Origin of the sequence: Paenibacillus sp. FSL L8-0436 (assembly GCF_038593025.1) — a bacterium.
GTDB lineage: Bacteria > Bacillota > Bacilli > Paenibacillales > Paenibacillaceae > Paenibacillus_AQ.
The window spans coordinates 5,187,108-5,206,578 of record NZ_CP151955.1; the positions used below are offsets into that span (position 1 = coordinate 5,187,108).

Here is a 19,471-nt window from a genome sequence, read left to right on the forward strand (position 1 = left end):
CAAAGGAGTCACTCTAAACAGTTTTCCAATAAAAAGCATGAATTAGCCCGGATTTCGCAGCAGACGGTTCACCGTCTCCCGCCGGACGCCGATCAATTGCCCAATTTCTTCCTGTGTCAGCAGGTCTGTCAGCTGTGCTCCATATGAGTACTCATTCAGCCAGCGGGTCAGCAGCTCCATCCGCTCCCCCGGCGATCCGACAGTAAGGTGGTCAATGCGCGTCTGCATAAAACGAACCTTCTCCTGGAGCAGCAGAGCGATTTCCATCACTTTATCCGGCTCCTCACGCAGCTCGCGGTACCATTCCGCAGCCGGAATGACCTCCACCTCGCTTCTCATCATCGCCACCGCCGTTCCATGCGCCTCCTTTGGCGAAATGAGAGAATGATGGGGAACCGTCTCACCGGGATACAACAGATTGAACAGCACCATGTTCCCGTTCTCATGCAGCCTTGTCACCTTAAACAGCCCGCTCTTTACCTTGTACAGATTTTGGCAGCTGTCTCCCTGGCGGAACAAAGCCTCCCCTTTGTGCAGAATCATCTCGCTCGCTCCTTTATCTTCTCGTTAAGTATATTTGTAATTATACAGAAATACGCCTGCAAAATGCAGTTCGTTCAGGCAAAAAAAACTGCGGGACTCAGAATTGAATTCTGAATCCCGCAGTACGGATGTTGTATTGTCTTAATTAGCCTTAACCGGCTTCTTCCAAAGTCCCAGCGTCAGGCCGGAGATAACAGCTCCGATAAGAACCGCCAGAATGAACAGCAGAGCGTTGCTGGACAGAGCGGCTACAAAAATTCCGCCGTGCGGAGCCGGGACGTTGATGTTCCACAACTGCGTAAGTCCGCCAGCTACAGCTGAACCAATAATACAGCTGGTCAGGACACGCAGCGGATCGGCTGCGGCGAAGGGAATAGCTCCTTCGGTAATGAATGACAAGCCGAGCACATAATTCGTTACACCTGACTTGCGTTCCGTTTCTGTGAACTTGTTCTTAAAGAATGTGGTTGCCAGCGCAATGGCCAGCGGAGGAACCATCCCTCCCGCCATAACGGCAGCCATCATTAGTCCGTTAGTGTTGCCGCTGGATGTAAATACTCCAATGGCAAAAGTGTAAGCTGCTTTATTGAAGGGACCGCCCATATCAATCGCCATCATTCCACCGAGAATAATTCCCAAAATGATCATATTGCTGGTGCCCAGACTGTTGAGACCATCGATAAGTCCTTCATTGATCCAGCTGAATACCGGATCAAACAGGTAGAACATAATGCCGCCGGTAATGAGCAGACTGAATACCGGATAGAGCAGTATCGGCTTCAAGCCGTCCAGGGTTTTGGGCAGACCGGCGAAAACCTTGCGCAGCAGGATGACCACATACCCTGCCAGGAAACCTGCGGCAAGTCCGCCAAGGAATCCGGCATTGGAGTTCAAGGCCATATAACCGCCGACCATCCCGGGCATGAGTGCCGGGCGGTCGCCAATGCTGAGTGCGATAAATCCGGCGAGAATCGGAATCAGGAAATGGAAGGCGCCATCTCCCCCGCCGATCGTCTGCAGCAGCTTCACAAGCGGATTATCTACACCTGCCACCTGCTCGAACAGGAAGGAGATCGCCAGCAGAATCCCCCCGCCGACTACGAATGGCAGCATATGTGAAATGCCGTTCATCAGGTCTTTATAGATCTTGCTACCGATGCTGGAGGAGTTCCCTGCTGGGGCATCCCCGCTGCTGCGGCCTTCACTGCGGTATATCGGCGCATCTCCATTCATTGCTTTGGTGATCAGCTCTTCGGGTTTGCGGATACCGTCGCTTACCGGTCTTTGCAGCACCGGCTTGCCGGAGAACCGGGCCATCTCCACATTTTTGTCGGCAGCGATGATAACACCGCTGGCCCGGCGGATTTCGTCCTCGGTCAGCACATTCTGTGCCCCTTCAGAACCGTTTGTCTCCACACGGATGTTGACGCCCATTTCCAGGGCCTTTTTCTTTAATGCATCCTCAGCCATAAAGGTATGGGCGATTCCTGTAGGGCACGCCGTAACCGCAACGACGAAGCTTGAAGAAGCCGGATTGCCTGTAATTACGCGTTCAGGAGCCTGCTTTACGCTTTCGGATTCATTGTCCTTTTCCTTGGCCTTGGCCTCCTGCTCTGCCTGTTTGGCATCGAACAAAGCGGATACTTCATCCGGGGTGGAAGCTTTCATCAACGCCTCGATGAATTCGCTTTCAATGAGCAACCTGGACAATGAAGCCAGTGTACGCAGGTGCATATTTCCAGCACCCTCAGGCGCGGCAATCATAAAGAACAGCTGTGCCGGTTCCTCATCGAGTGAGGCAAAATCAACGCCCGCTGCGCTTTTGGCAAACACAACCGTTGCCTCGTTGACGGCCCGGGTTTTGGCATGTGGCATTGCTATGCCTCCGCCAATGCCAGTGCTGGATTGGGCTTCCCGAAGCAGGATCATTTCCTTGAACTGCACAGGATCATTAATGCGCCCGCTGCCTGCAAGACTGGCAATCAGTTCGTCGATCGCCGCTTCCTTGGTCGTGGCCTTGAGGTTCATAATCATCGTTTCTTTTATCATTAAGTCTGTAATTTTCATTGATTTCAACTCCCCTTTTTTTCTTGAACTACCCGTTTACAGCTGCGAAATTTCGATCAAGGGCTTGAGCTGCTCAATAAGTTCTCTGTCCGCCAGATCATCGGAGAATGCGGTTGCGCTGCCGGAAGCTACTCCTGCACGGAATGCCTGCAGTACATCTCCTGTCATGGACAATGTACCCACAAAACCAGCAATCATAGAGTCCCCCGCACCTACCGAATTCTTCACTTTTCCTGCCGGCGCGTTGGCGCGGAACAGGCTATTCTCTGAAATGAACAGAGCACCCTCTCCAGCCATGGAGACCAGCACATGCTTCGCCCCGAGCTCCAGCAGCTTACGCCCGTAGATGATAAGATCTTCCTTGCTGCTGATTCGAACCCCGAACAACTCTGCCAGCTCATGGTGATTCGGCTTAACAAGCAGCGGTCCCAGAGGCAACGCCTGTTGCAATGCATGTCCGGTCGTATCAATAACAAATTCGGCCCCGTGCTGCTTGCATACGCCTATCAGCCTGTTATAGAAATCCTCACCCAGCGAAGGAGGAATGCTTCCGGACATTATAACGATATCGCCCGCCTTCAAATTAGCAAGCTTCTGAAGCAGCGCCTCAGCTTCGTTATCACGGATCACCGGACCCGCTCCGTTAATCTCTGTCTCCTCTCCGGCTTTGAGCTTGATGTTAATCCGGGTATCATCCGAGACGGATACGAAATCACTGGCAACGCCTTCTTCGTGCAGCCAATCTTCAATATAACGGCCGGTAAAGCCCCCAAGAAAGCCAATTGCCTTGTTCTGGACGTTCAACTGGTTCAGAACACGCGAGACGTTGATCCCTTTACCACCCGGCAGCTTCAAATCACGTTTCATCCTGTTCAGGCTGCCAAGCTTTACCTGGTCAACTTCCACGATATAGTCAATGGAAGGGTTAAGTGTCACTGTATATATCATGATTATCCCTCATTATTGTGGTTTTCTAGTTTTCAAACTAATGTATAGTCCATATCCATCATTTCAAGCTCACGGATAAAGCTCTCCGGCGTTTCCGAATCCAGAATGCAATGATCCATTTCCTGCAGATCCGCCACCTTGCAAAAGGATACCTGCCCAATCTTGCTATGATCGGCCAGCAGGATGACCTGCTTGGCAACGGAGATCATTTTGCGTTTGGTGGCGGCTTCCAGCATATTCGGTGTGGTAATGCCTTCATGCACATCCAGCCCGTTCGTACCGAGAAACGCCTTATCCACCCGAACCATCTCCAGTGACCGCTCCGTCATCGGTCCCACAAAAGCAAGTGTATCCGGACGAAGCATACCGCCCGTGATGGATACCTCGATATTACGGCACTCCTTCAGCTCGTTTAGCGCCATGATAGAGTTAGTAATGACCTTAAGATTAGAGAACGATTTCAGCTCCCTGGCAATCTGCAGGGTTGTTGTTCCTCCGTCAAGTAGGATTGCATCGCCGTCCTGGATCATCTCCACCGCTTTGCGGGCGATCCGCAGCTTCTCCTCCAGGAACCGGTCTTCCTTGTCCTGAAATACCGCTTCAAAGTTGACGCTCTGCAGGGAGACCGCCCCGCCATGCGTCCGTTTCAGCAGCCGTGCTTCCTCCAGCTCTTTAAGATCACGGCGGACTGTCGATTCAGATACGCCAAGCTGCTGGCTAAGCTCCTGTACCGATCCCCTCGTGTGCTTCTCGACAAACTGCACGATGCTACGTTTTCTTTCCTCTTCAAACAGCATGACGGTTCACTCCTTAACGGAACAGCGTTACCTTCCGGTTTCTTTAGGATCTGAATTAACAATAATCCTTATACTCCATATTTTGATCGAATAGATTCCACTGCTCGATTTTGATTGAAATTGACTGTTTGTGATTACTTTTGCTTATTTATGATAATAACAGCGTTTTCATCATCTGTAAAGCTCCTTTTTCTTGATCATATCTGCTCAAAGCCGGCTGTCTGAAATATCCTCCCGAACGCCTATTTCATCTGCCCGGGGTGTTACATATTTTATAATACATATGGGGAAAAGCGGGTGAACAGGAAATGGCCAATAACAAAAACTACTTTGGATATCGCAACCGCATGGGCATCAGCAATCTGAGTAATAATTCCGGCGCCAGCAATCCGTTAGAATCCACGGAGCTAAGCGCTGAAGATTATGAAATTATCGCTGCCGGTCTGACCGCTTTGGGAGAAGTGTTCGCATTTTTGGCCCTCGTCAAAGCGAAGCAAGTGACCAAGGAAACCGGAGGCCAGGTAAATATCGACCCGCTTTTATTCATACAATCCAGAAAAAAAAAAGCGGCCCGACGGAAATCCCGTCCACCGCGTTAAAGCTTAATCCATGGCAATAAGTTCTTTCGTATTAGGCAGACGCAAGCGGTATGGCCTGATGCTTTTCAAATATGGCGTTTATCTTCCCGCGAGGTTCTTCATCCTTAAGTGTGACAATCACAATAATATGCTCGAGGTCAGCATGTTTGGCATAGGCCTCAGCATCCTCCTTGGGGATTCCGATGCTAATCAGGCTGACGGCAAGACCGTCGATATCCAGATCAGCTCCAGCCAGCTTCTTCGCTGCAGGCCCCGCTGCCACCGCCGTATCAGACAACATATCCAGCCCTACCCCCAGGCCTCTCGCTGTTCCGAACAAGCCTGCATTGCCTTCCCCGGCTTCGGGCTTGCCAATCCCTGTATCGTGGCTGATGACCTCCAGCGTGTTTTTCTCCTTCGTCACAACCGATATCTGCTTCGTTTTGACTCCGAGCTCCTGCACCGCCTCTATCGCCAGTATTGCATCGCTCCGGTGCCCGAATATTCCTACAACCAGCATAGTCATATGACATCCCTCCTGTTTAAGCGATATTAACCGCCACCTTTGCGGCTTGAACCGGCCGGCTGGTTGTCCTGGTTCCGGATAAACTTGAATCAAACTCTCGTATATCGGTTATAAAGATAGAATCGGGTTTAAATTTACCGCGGTTTTAATGTACTATTAGTATATTGGTAGATCTACCAATGATCCTGATGCTGATACATACAGGCATTATTTAGAATGAAGGGGAGGCTGCTATGCTACAAAGCAAGTATTTTCGAACATGCCTAGCCATTATCGCCTTTCTGACGATTTTGTATCTGGGCTCCAAAGTTATTTTCCTGTTCACTCCTGTGGTGGCGATCCTGAATCTGCTGCTTGTGCCGATGATGCTGTCCGGATTCATGTATTACCTGCTGCGGCCGCTGGTCTCGTTCCTGGAGCGCCATAAACTGGGTCGCGGATTATCCATCCTGCTGATCTATCTTATCGCTGTGGGACTATTCATCCTGTTCTGGGTGCTGGTCTGGCCGACACTTCGTGAACAGATTCAGAACTTTATTGACAACACCCCTTACCTGGTTCAGGGAATGCAGGATCAGTTCAACAAGCTGCAGAATAATCCTTCATTGTCAAGATTCTTCAAAGGGGATACCGACGTGGCCGCCCGGCTTTCGGGATATTTGAACGATGGGATTACCTGGGTCACCAATTCGATGACCAATCTTATCGGTGTCATTTCAAGCATTGTAGTGGTCATCGCCACTTTGCCGATTATTCTTTATTACATGCTGAAGGACGGACACAAGCTGTCCCCTATTCTGCAGAGCCTAATTCCGAAAAAGTACCGCAAGGAAGGCCAGGAAATGCTGAAGGACATCGACAGCGCACTTAGCGGTTTTATCGTTACCCGGGTTCTGCTCAATGTTGTGCTGGGAATTATGCTCTATATCGGCTTTCTGATTATTGGATTGCCCTATTCGCTCTTGCTCGCCGTAATTTCCATACCGCTTAATTTCATTCCTTATGTCGGTTCTCTATTGGCGGCAATCCCGGTAGTCATTGTGGGATTCATTGATTCGCCATCCATGGCGATTTGGTCTTTGGTCATTATTGTGGTCGCCCAGCAAATTCAAGATAATGTGCTTTCTCCGATTATTTACGGCAAGTCGCTGGATGTTCACCCGCTCACGACGGTACTCCTTGTGCTGATCGGCGGAGATTTCTTCGGCATCATCGGTGTGCTGATTGCTCTTCCCGTGTATATGATTATCAAAATCATATTCCTGCGAATCTATGAGATTATCATCGCGGAACGTATTGAAGAAGTTGAAGTCATCAAGGAAGAACATCTATAGCAGCTGTTGGTTAGGCTAACTTCTCATATAGGCCCCTGAAACAAAACAAAAAACAGCTGCGCCATCCTTAATCGGGAGGGTGCAGCCGTTTTTTGTTTTGTCTTTCTCAGCCCCGCAGGGAGCGGACGACAAAGATGTGTGTACCTTTCATCAGATTCTGCCCGTCCACCAGGGTAACCGAACCTTTGGTATGCGAAGCTATAGTTGTATTAAAAGCAATCAGCTGATCACCTTTCCATACGGTTACTGCTGATTTAAAATACACTGCGTTATCGAACTGCTGGCGCTCTCTCATGACATATCCAACGGAATGAAGAACCGGGGGCAAGGCTCTCTCTTTGGGAGCCAGAGCCTTAATGAACACAATGTCACGAAAAGGTACAGCAATTTCCTGATGGCCGATCACGGCCACCGAAGCGGCTGGATCCCATTTGCGCAGAACGCCCTTCATGATGGTGTAGGGCTCTTCTCCGCAATACATAATGACCGGTCTGCCAACCCAATGCTTCATTGCTCCACCCCCTTCGCTGTGTCCGTGCTACCTATACATTCGGTATGGACCAATCTATTCCTTTAAGACCATGTGACTCCAGATACTGATTGGCTCTGGAGAAGGGGCGGCTGCCCAGAAAGCCGCGATGGGCCGAGAACGGACTCGGATGCGGTGACTGAATCACCATATGCCGGTCCCGGTCGATATAAGCCCCTTTTTGCTGAGCATGGCTTCCCCAGAGGATAAATACCATCGGCTCCGTCCGTTCATTCAGCTTCTCCATGATGGCGTCTGTGAAAGTCTCCCAGCCTAGTCCCTTATGTGAATTGGGCTGGCCTTCGCGCACAGTCAGCACTGCGTTCAGCATGAGGACACCCTCTTCGGCCCAGTGCAGCAGTGAGCCGTGGTTCGGAACCGGCAGCCCGGTATCCGTATGGAGCTCCGCATAAATATTGCGCAGCGAAGGCGGAATACGCACCCCGGGCTTCACTGAGAAACTTAACCCGTGAGCTTGTCCCGCACCATGATATGGGTCCTGTCCCAGAATAACCACCCGGGTCTTGCTGTATGGTGTCAGCTTGAGCGCCGAGAATAACAGCTCTTTAGGCGGATAAACTGTATGTTGTTTATATTCACCCGCAAGCGTGTAGCGCAGTTCCTGAAAATAGGACTTCGTTGTTTCCTCCTGCAATACCTCATCCCAATCGTTGCCGAACATCCCCGTTCTCCTTCCGATCTTTCACGTAATCATTATTCATTACCTGTTATTACCCATAATATAAGGCTGGCTTACGCACTCCAGTGACAGGGCAGATCTAAAGCTGGGTTGCCAGGGCTATTTCCGCCCGTAATCCGCTTTGATCTCGCCCCACTCTTTGGTCTGCCATTTCAGCAGTTTGTTGTCATAAGTATTGCTCTGCAGCCACCGCTCGGCGCGGTCAATCAGTATCCAAATCTCCTCTGTAGAGGCATCTCTAGGCAGAGTCGTGGCCACCTTCTTCTGCTTGACCCATTTCATCGCGTTCACAGAATCACTGTAAACCGTCCTGCTGCTGCCCTCTTTCTTCAGCAGGGCCAGCGCATGAACAATTGCCAGAAATTCACCCAGATTATTCGTACCTTTCTTAATGGGTCCGCAGCTGAATATAATGTCACCGGTCTGAGTGTCCACACCCTTATATTCTACCGGCCCCGGATTGCCCCGTGTACCGACATCAACAGATATGCTGTCATAATCTATCTCTGCCGAGGTTTCTACACTGGCGCTCCGTCCCCGTGAGGCAGCCGGTTTCCCCTTTGAGCTACCGGAAGCGGATGATGTCCCCGTTCCCCAATTCCCCTTCCAGCCAGCCTTGTACGCTGCGTCTGCGGCAGCTCTGGATTCATAGGATTTGTATTTCGCTCCGGTGTAATGATCCGTCTGGGCTTGGCATTCTGCCCATGTACCATACACTCCTGGCTGTTTGCCTTCCCATACTACATAAAATTTCTGCTTAGCCATGGTACAGACCTTCCTTCGCGTAAAAATTCATCAGAAGAATATTGTAATCCAAACTGCGGCCATATTGAAGCCAAATTATATTCAGAGCCTGTTGCCGCTCAAAAATCTGCGGATATTTGACCCGGCACAAGCTCATACTATACGAGAAGTTTAATCGAGCACCACAAGCGTAGTATCTATAATCCCTTGCAGTTTGTCTACATCCCTGGTTGTTTTGACCATTACCCGCAGTCCTACCAGCGCGTTGTGCAGATATGCCGCCAGATCCGCCGCCGGACGGTGTCTGGAGATTTCACCGCTTGCCTGGCCATCCAGCAGCAATTTCTCAATAAGCTGCTCTGTATCCAGGAACGCTTCATTCACTCTGGCTGCTGCCTCGGGATCATGATAGGACAGCTCAACCGCAGTGTTCACAAGCAGGCAGCCCTTCGGGTCCATTTCTGCCATCTGAAGAATCAGTTCAAACAGTTGACGAATTGCCCCTTTTGCTGAGACCGCTTCCTTCACCTGTTCTTCCATCTTGGCTGAGGTATTCTGCACATACCGGTCTATAGCTTTCATATATAAAGTATGCTTGTCGCCAAAAGTATCATACATGCTGCGCTTATGAATTCCCATTCCGGTCACCAGGTCCTGCATGGAGGTTTTCTCATAGCCCTGCTGCCAGAAAACATTCATGGCTTTACCGAGTACATTGTCGACATCGAACTCTTTGCTTCTTGCCATCATCATGCTCCTCTCTGGGTCGATTTTACCATTTATAGAACGATCGGTAAATATAATGAAGGGAATGTGAATTCCATCGCAATATTTCCGCACTAATCATTCTACATAAATTTAGAAAGAACATACCACAAAGTCTCACACACCATAAGGAGGTTCTTTAGATGAGAAAGATTGCAGGCCTGGCCGCAGTATTCGCTTTGACCCTACTCGTAGGATGCGGTAACTCGAACAACAATAATGCGGCAAATCCAAATACGTCCGCAAACGGCAATACCAATGTTACGGAAACCACTGACGCTGTTACCTCAGCATCCGTAGTTAACAATGGAGAGGATTTCAAAAAAGCGATCAGCAAAGACGGCACCTGGATTGCCGCAACCTTGAATGACCTTACGTTCACCGAAGACCTCGTTGTGGACGGCCAGTTCATCAACAAGGAAGAACCAGCGCGCAAAATTGCACTTTATACCCAGGATGCGGAGCATAACATCACTAACTCGTTCATGCTGACTGCTCCCAAAATCACCATTAAGAGTGAAAATGCCCGGATTCAGGGCGGTACTTTTGTCGGGGACGTTTATGTGGAGGCAGACGGCTTCAGCGTTGTGAATGCCACCATCAAGGGCAACGTCTATTTCGCGAATGCTCAATATCAATCCACCTTCGACTCATCAGATCAGGGCATTGTATCCGGCGTCACAGAAGTGAAGAAATAAACCGAAGGGAGCTTGATTGCCGGCAATCACGATATCCGCAGCCTTGCTGAATACTCTCTCTGGCAGACTGCGGAGTTATGTCGTCGGAATGGCCGGTCGTGAACTGAGGGATACCAGTAACTGCAGGTGACACTGCCGGAGCGTTAATGTTTAAGGATAGCGGATTGCGTTTAAGTTAGGGCAGAGCAGGGTTATTATGTAGAATTTCTAAGGAGGATGACAATTCAATGTTCAAACGCATGGATGAAATCATGATCGAGATTCCCGAAGTCGAGAAACCGGATCCCAATGCCGCCGCTGCCGTACAGGAACTATTAGGTGGTAAGTTTGGAGAGATGTCAACACTCAACAACTATCTCTATCAATCCTTTAACTTTCGCTCCAAAGAAAAGCTGAAGCCCTTCTACGATTTGGTTATGAGCATCACCGCAGAGGAGCTGGGCCACGTTGAACTGGTATCTCACGCTGTGAACAAATGTCTCAGAGGTTCGACAGAGTACAAAAAACCGGATTCCACTCCGCTTGATTCCGTTAAAGACGCGCGTCTCTCCTACCACTTCCTGGCCGGAGCACAAGGCGCTATGCCGTTCGACTCCATGGGCAATCCATGGACCGGGGCAAACGTGTTTAACAGCGGCAACCTGGTGGAGGATCTGCTCCACAACTTCTTCCTTGAATGCGGAGCAAGAACACATAAAATGAAAGTCTACGAAATGACCGATCATCCGGCTGCACGCGCTGTTGTCGGCTTCCTGCTTGTCCGTGGAGGCGTGCACGTCGTGGCCTATGCCAAGGCACTGGAAATTGCCACAGGCGTCAATGTCACAAAGCTGGTGCCGGTTCCATCTTTAAGCAATAAATCGTTTAACGAAGCCAGGAAGTATGAGGAGAAAGGTGTGCATACGAAGCTCTATACATGGAGTGACCAGGATTTTAGTGCCATCGATCAAATCTGGAAAGGCACACATCCGGAGGATGGCCTTCCGCTTGAAGTCATTCAAGGCGTTCCTAAAGGTGTTCCTATTCCTGAAGCTCCAGAGTCCAAGGAAGAGTTCGCACCGGGCATCTCCGCGGAGGACTTCAAGGAAATCGCCAAGCGCCTGAAAATGGCCGGCAATATAACGGACTAATTTCCGTCCGATCGCAGGGGGTGTCCCAAAAGCCGTAAAATGGCTGCTTGGGACACCCCTCGTTTTTGAGCAGGTAGCAGGAATATCTGCTTATGGGATAGCCCCTGTGTTTATTACTAATTCCGCATATCCCTTCTCTCACTCAGTCATATCCGCCCACCGCTTCTGGCAGCTCCAGGTATTCCGCTTTTGTCTTGACGAGTTCAAAGATATAGCTTCTTATTTCCTTCAGCTTTTTGGCATCTTCGGTGACCTCGCATTTTTCCTCGGACCATTCCAGTGTTTGCTCTTCTCCATTCAGCCTTATCTGCCAATGCTCTTCATCATAGGGTGTCTGGTTGCAGTTTTGCCTCGCCGGTTCCAGCTTCAGCTCACCCATTACATCAATATCCCGCAGGCGGGTATAGATGTCCGCCATTTCGCTCCCGGTAAACGTCAGACCTGCAGTTGCCTCACCTTCGGTCACCAAATCCTTGGTTACGGTGCCTTCAAAGGTATTAATTTCATTCTTCCCGGTAATTCCGAAACGGACAGAGAAGGCAAAATCCTCCGGCATCACTTCAGGCATAAGGTGGCCAGGTCTCTGCATTGGAGCTGCAGACTGTGTAGTACTTCCGTTTCCTCCATCCGTGCTTTCACACCCTGCAAGCAGCAGAACCAGCAGCAGCGGCAGACAGGCCAGCAGCTTAAACATCTTCATTTCCTCCTTTGGCGGTTTCCCGCGCTTGCTCCATTTCTTCTAAACGATGATAACCCTCCAATATGTTGCAGATAGGCTGCCGAAAACTAGAAAAAGATACCATCCGCGTGGGATCGTATCTTTGAAAATGCTGTACTCAGAGAACATTTGCTCATTTTACGATGGAATATACATTTGTGTCATGCGGCTTGCCGTCCTTAAGTTCAATCTATATAATAGGCACTCCACTCTTACCAGTAGCTCACGATTCATAGCAGAGGGAAGCTGACGATTCCAGCACGCCCGCAATGTAACCGGACACCTCAAGATGATAAGGATGCACCAGATAAGCCTCCATGTCCGCCATTGATGCATACTGAACGATTAGCATAAGATCATACGAGCCGCTTCGGACATCAATCTCTACTTTCAGATCGCGGACATACTCTATTCTCTCGCGCATGCCAAGCAATACCTCTCTTGTCTTGGCTATGCTGCCCGGACTGCTGTCCTTCAGCTTGATTAATAAATTGTTGATAATCACAGCCCGATCTCCCCCTTCTCCTGCTTCTCCAGCTGCAGCATGGCCGTAGCAGCTTCGCGTCCGTTCACCAGCAGCGTTATCCGGTGTTCTCCCGGATAATGGCGGCGGGTCGTCAAATCACCCCAGCGGTGTGTCCGTGTGGCCTTTAAAGTACTGCCGCCGGGCACTGTTTTATCAGACAGGAGAAATAATTTGCGTGATATCTTTCCTCCGGCTTTCACAAAATCAATGCCATATTCAATCCGGATTCGCACAGGGCCGCCTTGAGCAATATCAAGGCTGTACCGCAGTTCGCAGCTTCCCCCAATCTGCACGATGGCCGGATCGACGGAAAGCGAAGCATCGGCAACAAGCGGTGTGTCCTCCGCTTCAGCCGCATATCCAAACAGCATCATAATTTCCGGGACTGCCTTGCGGATCAGCGAACGGCAGGCATGCCGCACAATCCAGTCCGTGTACTCATTCTCACCTTTCCAGCGCTGGGCAATCCCGATGACAACATCAGGATGATCCTTCGCGATATCATTCAAATTGTTGGCCACACTCTTGCGCACATACAGTGACGGGTCAGCCTTCAGCCGTTCCAGCACCGGCAGCACCGGAGCCGGATCACGCTTGAACATCGGCAGTGCCTGCCCCCACGGCAGACGGGGCCGGCTACCCTCACTGGCCAGCCGCCGCACATGCTCGCTGGAATGGCCGGACCAGCGCAGCATCTGCGCCATCATCCGCTGCGGATCACGCAGCAGGAAGGGACGAACGGCAAATTCCGCCGACGATCCTCTTGTGAACCGCTCCAGTGCCGCCACCGACCGTTCCCAGTGTTCCTCCGCCTGCCCGTACACCTCGACAAAGTCGGGGAAGATCAGGTACGGAAACCCTACACATTGAGCATCTATTGCATACAGAATATCCAAGGCGTCCTCATACCCCGGGGGCAAAAAAGACCCAAGCGTCTCTGTAATGCGCCGCATCCGTCCCTTAAGCTCCAGTTCCTCCCAAGGCGCCTTCATCGCCGACTGGACGAAGCCTTCCAGATCGAACAGCCCGTATACGGCTTTAATCTTTCCGCCGAAGCCGCGCAGAAATCCCTCGTTGTACATTGCTTTTAATGGTTCAGCCATACGTTAGTCTCCTCCTGCTGTTTCATTCCGACTCTCTGTCAGGAAAGTGTAGCATAACGAACCAGACAGCCTTATGTCATATTCATTTAAGTGTCAAAAGAACGCCTCTGGATACCTCAGCTCACCTTTAATGTCCCCCAGCTGGCCTTCCTGTAACTCATACACCTGGAATACCTCGTCCGGCACTTCAAATTGCTTTAGCTCCAGCCCAAATGCACGTGCCGGTGTAAAGCCGAATTTGGGATAATAGGAGGGATGGCCGATCAGCAGCACAAGCCCGTATCCCAGCGCCTTGCAGCGGCTGAGCCCCTCCTCGATGAGCCGTCCTCCCACGCCTTTTCCCTGATAATCGGGATGTACGGCTATAGGGGCAAGCACAATAACGTTATGGGCCGCAGTACCATCGGTAACCTTGGCTCCGCTTAACAAAACATGGCCGATGACCGTCTCATTCTCCACAGACACAATGGAAAGCTCAGGAATGAAGTCTGCCGACTCCCTTATTCTTTCAATCAGCCTCGATTCATCCTCGCGGTTTCCAAAGGCCCGGTAATTCAGATCAAATACTCGTTGGTAATCATCCGCTGTTTCTGTTCTTAAGTGCATATCTTCCATCCCCTTTCGATATTGCTTTGCTTGCTTTAATTGATCAGCACTTCTATCTCTTCTATGCTTTTTTTCGACCTGCTGTTCAGCCCACGCTTATCTTTAAGTCCAAGCGACTGCAGTTCATGTCCGGGATCTATGACCAGCGGCTCTGCAATCACAGACTCAAGCAATTGAACCGCTGTGCGGCAAGCGCTGAACAAAAGATCGCGGGGAATGACCCCTTTGTTCGAGCGGATGATTCCCACCAGATTTTCGGCATACATCAGCCGGACGATACTGTCGGCACTGAGCAGGTTGCGGGCAGCGAAGGAAGCTGTATTTTCTACGATAACAGGAGCCTGGAACTGTCTGGAAAGTGCATCCAGTGCGGACACCGCCTCCCAATCACGGATCGACAATTGCTGCAAATAACCGGTTACCATCTCCTGAAACCATTGCAGCTCCATTTCCCTTGGGATTTCATATTGTTTGTACTGCTCCAGCACACCTTCACGGTGCATCTGCACAAAGCTGCCCAAATACCGGGCAAAACATTCTTTTGCTTGCTGTGTCAGGTCATTCATGAGGGTTCCACCTTGTTCTGTAGATTGTATTTAATAAGGATTATAGGGCTCAATATACTTAAGACTGGACTCGCGGATTCCCGACTTCCGGCCTTTACCCTGTGAGAAAAGATGAATTTGTTGACTTGCACGTATACTACAGCTGTCAAAATAACTAGCAGAATCAGCACAGCAAGCGCTCTGTAAGCAAATTTCTTCATAGGCCTCACTAGAAAGCCACCTGCCTTCCTGCATAACCACAGTTTTATTTTCGCAAATATTACAAATTAAATCCTATTTTCAAAAGTCACAGCCTGTCGTAAAATGATTGAAATGACTTTGTGGAACGATTAAAATTCGAGCCGATAAACGGAGGGACGGGACTATGCCGCAAACACTTGTTAAAAATGCCGATTTTTTTGTTGCTGCCTTGTCGCAGACCTTTGTGTCCGCGCTGCAGCTTGACCCCGATGGAATGTACTCCCAGGTAGGCTTCGGGATTGTTGAGAAATTCTCCGAAGAGTATGTACGCTTAAAAAGATTCGACGGCTCCATCTCGCACTATGACAGGGATATTACGAAGTTTCAGCATAACAAGGCCTAACGCACCGCACATAAGCTTTATTTTAATTTCCCCTTTTCAGGGCAATTCCCCTGCTTTACTAATAAAACAATAACTATCCGGATTTAAAGATGACCCCTACGCAAAAAAGCGGACACTTGAATTGACATGGTGTCCACTTTTTTATGTCCTTGCAGCGGGCTATGTTATCCCTGCATTTGCTTCAGCTAATAGAAGGCTCCCCGGCGGCTCATCTCATAAACAGTTGTTCAAAATCGGGCAGGGAATTACACTTTCCAAAAATCCGTACCGGCAAAAACCTGCTCTTTGCCCGGCACCTCTTCCCCCGTGTCCGGTAAAATAGCCCAGCTTACACGCTGTATTCTCAAAGGGTCTTCCTTCGCTAAACCATATTCGCGGTAACGGACGGTCTCTTCATTGGCCGGATCCTCCCAGTTATCCCAACCGCTTGGATGAATATGCCCGCCCATGTGGCAATTCACCATCTCTGTCTTGGCATAGCCGCGCCAGGGACGGCCCAAATACACTTCATCCACATTCGGGTCAGCTGTCAGGTAACAATCCTTGAACAGGTAGCCGTAAGGCTGGCCCGGCGGTGTGGAGCCTGCCGTGATATAGCCAGGACCATCATTGTAGTGCCGCAGGCTGCGGATTTCGCAATGCTCGAAATAAGCCGTCGCACCGCCAAAAATAAAATCTACCGTACCTTCTATGTAACAATAGGTATACAGCTGGCGGTAATGGTTATGCCGCTCTTTGAGGGGAATCCCTCCGAAAGCTCCCCCCTGTTTGTTCGCCGGAGGCAGCGGCCCAGTAAACAGGGTATCCTGGTGCCCCTTTAAAATACAGTTGCGGAAGACCGTTTCGTCGCAATGTGCATATACTGCAAGCGCTTGCCCGATTTCAGTGCCTTGCCCGGCCGTGTTGGATAGGGTCAGGTTTTCCAGCACCAGCCTGCTCCCACCCAGAAACAAGGTCGGAGTGGCAAAGGTGCCCTGTTCCTCTCCAGTCTCATCTTTCTGCCTTGCGTAACGGTTGTTGGTAATCTCTACTTGTCCGATGCCTCTGATCGTCAGGTCCGAACGATAGATCTGCACAGCCTCCTCATAAATACCAGCCAGAATATACAACGTCTCCGCTTTACCTGAAGGCAGCCGTTCAAGCGCATCAACCGCCTTCTGGATCGAATGAAAATCGCAAAAACCCTCTTTGCCCACCAGCATTTCATTTTCCTCCTCTTCCGTCCGCATGCAAATAAATTATAGCGCCCGGAAGCTTATTCTTCCAGTATTAATTTTAACGTGTGCATTTCATAAATCGCTTGACTTGATCCCGTTCAGGAACTACACTGGAATCGTTAACAATTCTATTTCCCGGAGAGATATTATGATTACTATCAAAGATATTGCACGTGTTGCCGGCGTTTCCCATACCACCGTTTCCAGAGCACTAAACGGCAGCCCGCTAATCAAGAAAGTAACCCGGGACAAGATCGAGAAAATCGCCGCGGAAATGAATTATGTGCCGAACTACAGCGCCAAAAGCCTGGTCACCAAACGGTCCTTTACCATCGGGCTGTTCTTCTCCAGTATTGATCAGGGAACATCGTCCAGCTTTCTGGTCGACGTCATTAAAGGGATCAGCCATGTGCTGGATGAGAACTTTAACCTGACTGTAAACGGAATTGACGGCGTTCACAATTACGCCAACATTCAGCCGCAGCGCTTTGACGGTATTCTGGTCATGAGCCAAAGCGACGAGGATAACGCTTTTATCTACCATGTCAAAACAATGGGCATCCCGCTTGTGGTGCTGAACCGCCAATTGGAGGATCCCGGCATTATGAACGTTGTAGCCAATGACCGCGAAGGTGTGAAGGAAGCGATCGATTATGCCGTAACACAAGGGCATCAGCGTTTTGCAATTATTGAAGGCAAACCCGGCTTCAAGTCCTCAACCGAACGTAAACAGGGCTTCATAGATAGCCTGATCGCCCACCAGCTTCAGTTGAATTCAAGTTATTTTGCAGCCGGTGATTACAGCATTGAAAGCGGATATGCCGCAATGACAACGCTGCTTGAGTTGCCTGATCTGCCTACGGCCGTCTTTTGCTCCAATGACGATATGGCTATCGGCGCCATGAATGCCTGCTATGCCCGTAAGGTCAGCATTCCGCAACAGATATCGCTCATCGGCTTCGACGATATTATGTTCGCCCGCTACACGAATCCGGCATTGACTACGGTCCGCAAGCCTATTGCCGATATCAGTGAGCTCGGCACCAAGATGCTGATTCAGCTCCTGCAGCAGCCGGAGACCAAACCCCAGCAGTTGTTCGTCAAGACTTCACTGGTCGTACGGGACACGGTCACAGAAATTTAGGGATGTGGAAGGATCTGCCCGCCCCTGCCCTGCCGGGTCCATTGCGCTCCGGCAGAGCAAATACCGGGTCCCTGGTATTGTTTAAAAAAGAGCCTCTCTTTTTTAAAATAAAATGTTAACGTGTGCATATAACTATTTGAACTCAAAGGAGATCAAAACCAATGTCGACAAACCGATTATCCCGAAGCACTCATCCCCATCTGCCCCAACATCCCGAACGGATGATTCAGTTCGGTGAAGGTAACTTTATGCGCGCCTTCGTAGACTGGCAGCTGCAGCAAATGAACAATCAAGGACTGTTTAACGGAAGTGCAGTGCTGGTTCAGCCGATCGAGCAGGGTCTTGGCGGGCTGATGGCCGCCCAGGATAACCTGTATACCGTTCTGCTAAACGGAATCATGCAGCAGCAGCCTGTGAATTCACGCGAGATCATCTCCAGCGTCAGCCGGGTGATTAATCCCTATACCGATTATGAAGCTTATCTCGCTCTGGCTGAGGACGATGGGCTGGAATTCATCACTTCCAACACCACTGAAGCCGGGATTGCCTATCATCCGGGCGACCGCGCGGACGGTACGCCGCCGAAGAGTTTCCCGGCTAAGCTGACAGCACTTCTGCACCGGCGTTTTCAACTGGGCAAAAAAGGCTTCGTCATCATCCCTTGTGAGCTGATCGACCGCAACGGTGAGAAATTGCGGCAAATTGTGCAGCAGTACGCTGCGGAATGGAACCTGGGTGAAGCCTTCCTGCAATGGCTGGAACAGGAGAATACATTCTGCTGCAGTCTGGTAGACCGGATTGTACCGGGGTACCCCCGCGATAAAGCCGCGGAGCTGGAGGCTGAACTCGGTTATCTCGACAACCTAATGGTGACCGCTGAACCGTTTCTATTCTGGGTCATTGAAGGACCGGCATGGCTTGCAGAGAAGCTGCCGCTGGCGGAAGCCGGGCTGAATGTCGTGGTGACAGATGATATGACGCCTTACCGTGAACGGAAGGTTCATCTGCTGAATGGCCCTCATACGGCGATGGTGCCACTGGGCATGATGGCCGGCCTTGAGACGGTTGAGGATGTGATGAATGACGAAACGTTCTCCCGGTTTATACGGGAACTGATAGAGGAAGAACTGATCCCGATGCTGGATCTGCCGAAAGAGGAGCTTCTGCCTTATGCTGACGCTGTGCAGGAGCGGTTCAAGAACCCTTTTATCCGTCATGAGCTTACATCCATTTCCCTGAACAGTATCTCCAAATTCAAAACCCGGCTGCTCCCTGTGCTGCTAAAGTACCAGCAGGAGCGCGGCAAGCTGCCGGAGCTGATTACCCTCTCCTTTGCCGGCCTGCTGCTCAGCTACCGTGGAGACCTTGTGGCGCGTCAGGACAGTCCGGAGGTGCTGGCCATTTTTGATGAAGCGTGGAGCAATCCTGCCAACTTCGTACAAGCGATATTGAAGGACGAGAGCCTGTGGGGCGAAGATTTGTCGCAGGTGCCGGGCCTGGCCGAGGTGCTTGCGTCCCATCTGCAGAAGCTGGAAAGCTCGGACAGCCGGGCTGCACTGGAGCAGTTTGTAAGCTGAGACTTCCACAGTTGGCAGGTAAATGAACGATAGGCGGACTAACAATCACAGCTTCTTCTAAAGGTTCCAAAG

Annotated in this window: 22 protein-coding genes; 7 read left to right on the plus strand and 15 right to left on the minus strand. The window is 50.4% G+C overall.

Annotated elements, in window-relative coordinates; genetic code table 11:
- Positions 1-42 precede the first annotated feature (42 nt).
- The 4 genes from NSS79_RS23890 to NSS79_RS23905 all read right to left on the minus strand — a co-directional run bounded on the left by NSS79_RS23890 (position 43) and on the right by NSS79_RS23905 (position 4,355).
- Positions 43-543: a Crp/Fnr family transcriptional regulator gene (locus tag NSS79_RS23890; RefSeq protein ID WP_038595026.1), complete on the minus strand. Its 501-nt coding sequence runs from the start codon at positions 541-543 to the stop codon at positions 43-45.
- A gap of 141 nt (positions 544-684) precedes the next feature.
- Positions 685-2,610, minus strand: a complete 1,926-nt coding sequence (locus tag NSS79_RS23895) for a fructose-specific PTS transporter subunit EIIC (RefSeq protein WP_342436397.1) — start codon at positions 2,608-2,610, stop codon at positions 685-687.
- Positions 2,611-2,646: 36 nt separating this feature from the next.
- Positions 2,647-3,558 (minus strand): 1-phosphofructokinase, encoded by a 912-nt coding sequence (pfkB, locus tag NSS79_RS23900; RefSeq protein ID WP_342436398.1) that lies wholly within the window; start codon positions 3,556-3,558, stop codon positions 2,647-2,649.
- Positions 3,559-3,590: 32 nt separating this feature from the next.
- A complete protein-coding gene (locus NSS79_RS23905; RefSeq protein WP_342436399.1) occupies positions 3,591-4,355 on the minus strand; it encodes a DeoR/GlpR family DNA-binding transcription regulator in 765 nt (254 codons plus the stop codon).
- A 308-nt stretch (positions 4,356-4,663) separates the two neighbouring features.
- On the opposite strand from NSS79_RS23905, the gene NSS79_RS23910 reads away from it, so the two are divergent.
- A complete protein-coding gene (locus NSS79_RS23910) occupies positions 4,664-4,954 on the plus strand; it encodes a hypothetical protein (protein WP_342436400.1) in 291 nt (96 codons plus the stop codon).
- 31 nt (positions 4,955-4,985) lie between these two features.
- On the opposite strand, the gene NSS79_RS23915 is transcribed toward NSS79_RS23910, so the two are convergent.
- Positions 4,986-5,459 carry a general stress protein gene (locus NSS79_RS23915; protein WP_342436401.1) on the minus strand — a complete coding sequence of 158 codons (474 nt, stop codon included), beginning with the start codon at positions 5,457-5,459 and terminating at the stop codon, positions 4,986-4,988.
- Between the two features lie 233 nt (positions 5,460-5,692).
- Between NSS79_RS23915 and NSS79_RS23920 the strand changes: the two genes are divergently transcribed.
- On the plus strand, positions 5,693-6,793 hold the full coding sequence (locus NSS79_RS23920) for an AI-2E family transporter (protein ID WP_342436402.1): 1,101 nt from the start codon (positions 5,693-5,695) through the stop codon (positions 6,791-6,793).
- A 106-nt stretch (positions 6,794-6,899) separates the two neighbouring features.
- On the opposite strand, the gene NSS79_RS23925 is transcribed toward NSS79_RS23920, so the two are convergent.
- From NSS79_RS23925 to NSS79_RS23940, 4 genes are all read right to left on the minus strand, one after another.
- A complete protein-coding gene (locus tag NSS79_RS23925; protein ID WP_038595039.1) occupies positions 6,900-7,304 on the minus strand; it encodes a hypothetical protein in 405 nt (134 codons plus the stop codon).
- Positions 7,305-7,335: 31 nt separating this feature from the next.
- Complete coding sequence (locus NSS79_RS23930; RefSeq protein ID WP_340897235.1) at positions 7,336-8,004, minus strand: uracil-DNA glycosylase; 669 nt, start codon at positions 8,002-8,004, stop codon at positions 7,336-7,338.
- Between the two features lie 117 nt (positions 8,005-8,121).
- Entirely contained in the window at positions 8,122-8,787 is a 666-nt protein-coding gene (locus NSS79_RS23935) for a ribonuclease H family protein (protein WP_342436403.1), read from the minus strand.
- A gap of 150 nt (positions 8,788-8,937) precedes the next feature.
- A complete protein-coding gene (locus tag NSS79_RS23940) occupies positions 8,938-9,513 on the minus strand; it encodes a TetR/AcrR family transcriptional regulator (protein ID WP_342440426.1) in 576 nt (191 codons plus the stop codon).
- Positions 9,514-9,674: 161 nt separating this feature from the next.
- Here NSS79_RS23940 and NSS79_RS23945 point away from each other — a divergent pair, with 161 nt between their 5' ends.
- Together NSS79_RS23945 and NSS79_RS23950 are read left to right on the plus strand one after the other, a co-directional pair.
- Entirely contained in the window at positions 9,675-10,229 is a 555-nt protein-coding gene (locus tag NSS79_RS23945; protein WP_342436404.1) for a hypothetical protein, read from the plus strand.
- Between the two features lie 227 nt (positions 10,230-10,456).
- The gene (locus NSS79_RS23950) at positions 10,457-11,359 is read left to right on the plus strand and encodes a manganese catalase family protein (protein ID WP_342436405.1); all 903 of its coding nucleotides are present in this window, start codon (positions 10,457-10,459) and stop codon (positions 11,357-11,359) included.
- Between the two features lie 142 nt (positions 11,360-11,501).
- Here NSS79_RS23950 and NSS79_RS23955 read toward each other — a convergent pair whose 3' ends face one another.
- From NSS79_RS23955 to NSS79_RS23975, 5 genes are all read right to left on the minus strand, one after another.
- On the minus strand, positions 11,502-12,053 hold the full coding sequence (locus NSS79_RS23955) for a hypothetical protein (protein WP_342436406.1): 552 nt from the start codon (positions 12,051-12,053) through the stop codon (positions 11,502-11,504).
- A gap of 247 nt (positions 12,054-12,300) precedes the next feature.
- Positions 12,301-12,582: a Dabb family protein gene (locus tag NSS79_RS23960; protein WP_342436407.1), complete on the minus strand. Its 282-nt coding sequence runs from the start codon at positions 12,580-12,582 to the stop codon at positions 12,301-12,303.
- Positions 12,579-13,706 (minus strand): hypothetical protein, encoded by a 1,128-nt coding sequence (locus NSS79_RS23965; RefSeq protein ID WP_342436408.1) that lies wholly within the window; start codon positions 13,704-13,706, stop codon positions 12,579-12,581. Before NSS79_RS23965 ends, NSS79_RS23960 begins: the two co-directional genes overlap by 4 nt.
- Positions 13,707-13,799: 93 nt before the next feature.
- Positions 13,800-14,312, minus strand: a complete 513-nt coding sequence (locus NSS79_RS23970) for an N-acetyltransferase (protein ID WP_342436409.1) — start codon at positions 14,310-14,312, stop codon at positions 13,800-13,802.
- A 35-nt stretch (positions 14,313-14,347) separates the two neighbouring features.
- The gene (locus NSS79_RS23975; protein ID WP_342436410.1) at positions 14,348-14,878 is read right to left on the minus strand and encodes a hypothetical protein; all 531 of its coding nucleotides are present in this window, start codon (positions 14,876-14,878) and stop codon (positions 14,348-14,350) included.
- Between the two features lie 364 nt (positions 14,879-15,242).
- Here NSS79_RS23975 and NSS79_RS23980 point away from each other — a divergent pair, with 364 nt between their 5' ends.
- Positions 15,243-15,461 (plus strand): hypothetical protein, encoded by a 219-nt coding sequence (locus tag NSS79_RS23980; RefSeq protein WP_038595062.1) that lies wholly within the window; start codon positions 15,243-15,245, stop codon positions 15,459-15,461.
- Between the two features lie 245 nt (positions 15,462-15,706).
- On the opposite strand, the gene NSS79_RS23985 is transcribed toward NSS79_RS23980, so the two are convergent.
- On the minus strand, positions 15,707-16,663 hold the full coding sequence (locus tag NSS79_RS23985; protein WP_342436411.1) for a pectinesterase family protein: 957 nt from the start codon (positions 16,661-16,663) through the stop codon (positions 15,707-15,709).
- 163 nt (positions 16,664-16,826) lie between these two features.
- Between NSS79_RS23985 and NSS79_RS23990 the strand changes: the two genes are divergently transcribed.
- Both NSS79_RS23990 and NSS79_RS23995 read left to right on the plus strand, forming a co-directional pair.
- Entirely contained in the window at positions 16,827-17,822 is a 996-nt protein-coding gene (locus tag NSS79_RS23990; protein ID WP_342436412.1) for a LacI family DNA-binding transcriptional regulator, read from the plus strand.
- 161 nt (positions 17,823-17,983) lie between these two features.
- Positions 17,984-19,399, plus strand: a complete 1,416-nt coding sequence (locus NSS79_RS23995; RefSeq protein WP_342436413.1) for a tagaturonate reductase — start codon at positions 17,984-17,986, stop codon at positions 19,397-19,399.
- Positions 19,400-19,471: the final 72 nt, after the last annotated feature.

Bases quoted from the DNA above. Each gene is read 5' to 3' on its own strand.
- NSS79_RS23915 (WP_342436401.1), bottom strand. From the start codon at position 5,459: ATGACTATGCTGGTTGTAGGAATATTCGGGCACCGGAGCGATGCAATA.
- NSS79_RS23905 (WP_342436399.1), bottom strand. From the start codon at position 4,355: ATGCTGTTTGAAGAGGAAAGAAAACGTAGCATCGTGCAGTTTGTCGAG.
- NSS79_RS23940 (WP_342440426.1), bottom strand. From the start codon at position 9,513: ATGGCAAGAAGCAAAGAGTTCGATGTCGACAATGTACTCGGTAAAGCC.
- NSS79_RS23930 (WP_340897235.1), bottom strand. From the start codon at position 8,004: ATGTTCGGCAACGATTGGGATGAGGTATTGCAGGAGGAAACAACGAAG.
- pfkB (WP_342436398.1), bottom strand. From the start codon at position 3,558: ATGATATATACAGTGACACTTAACCCTTCCATTGACTATATCGTGGAA.
- NSS79_RS23925 (WP_038595039.1), bottom strand. From the start codon at position 7,304: ATGAAGCATTGGGTTGGCAGACCGGTCATTATGTATTGCGGAGAAGAG.
- NSS79_RS23950 (WP_342436405.1), top strand. From the start codon at position 10,457: ATGTTCAAACGCATGGATGAAATCATGATCGAGATTCCCGAAGTCGAG.
- NSS79_RS23985 (WP_342436411.1), bottom strand. From the start codon at position 16,663: ATGCTGGTGGGCAAAGAGGGTTTTTGCGATTTTCATTCGATCCAGAAG.
- NSS79_RS23910 (WP_342436400.1), top strand. From the start codon at position 4,664: ATGGCCAATAACAAAAACTACTTTGGATATCGCAACCGCATGGGCATC.
- NSS79_RS23975 (WP_342436410.1), bottom strand. From the start codon at position 14,878: ATGAATGACCTGACACAGCAAGCAAAAGAATGTTTTGCCCGGTATTTG.
- NSS79_RS23935 (WP_342436403.1), bottom strand. From the start codon at position 8,787: ATGGCTAAGCAGAAATTTTATGTAGTATGGGAAGGCAAACAGCCAGGA.
- NSS79_RS23920 (WP_342436402.1), top strand. From the start codon at position 5,693: ATGCTACAAAGCAAGTATTTTCGAACATGCCTAGCCATTATCGCCTTT.
- NSS79_RS23980 (WP_038595062.1), top strand. From the start codon at position 15,243: ATGCCGCAAACACTTGTTAAAAATGCCGATTTTTTTGTTGCTGCCTTG.
- NSS79_RS23895 (WP_342436397.1), bottom strand. From the start codon at position 2,610: ATGAAAATTACAGACTTAATGATAAAAGAAACGATGATTATGAACCTC.
- NSS79_RS23965 (WP_342436408.1), bottom strand. From the start codon at position 13,706: ATGGCTGAACCATTAAAAGCAATGTACAACGAGGGATTTCTGCGCGGC.
- NSS79_RS23990 (WP_342436412.1), top strand. From the start codon at position 16,827: ATGATTACTATCAAAGATATTGCACGTGTTGCCGGCGTTTCCCATACC.
- NSS79_RS23945 (WP_342436404.1), top strand. From the start codon at position 9,675: ATGAGAAAGATTGCAGGCCTGGCCGCAGTATTCGCTTTGACCCTACTC.
- NSS79_RS23955 (WP_342436406.1), bottom strand. From the start codon at position 12,053: ATGTTTAAGCTGCTGGCCTGTCTGCCGCTGCTGCTGGTTCTGCTGCTT.
- NSS79_RS23890 (WP_038595026.1), bottom strand. From the start codon at position 543: ATGATTCTGCACAAAGGGGAGGCTTTGTTCCGCCAGGGAGACAGCTGC.
- NSS79_RS23995 (WP_342436413.1), top strand. From the start codon at position 17,984: ATGTCGACAAACCGATTATCCCGAAGCACTCATCCCCATCTGCCCCAA.
- NSS79_RS23970 (WP_342436409.1), bottom strand. From the start codon at position 14,312: ATGCACTTAAGAACAGAAACAGCGGATGATTACCAACGAGTATTTGAT.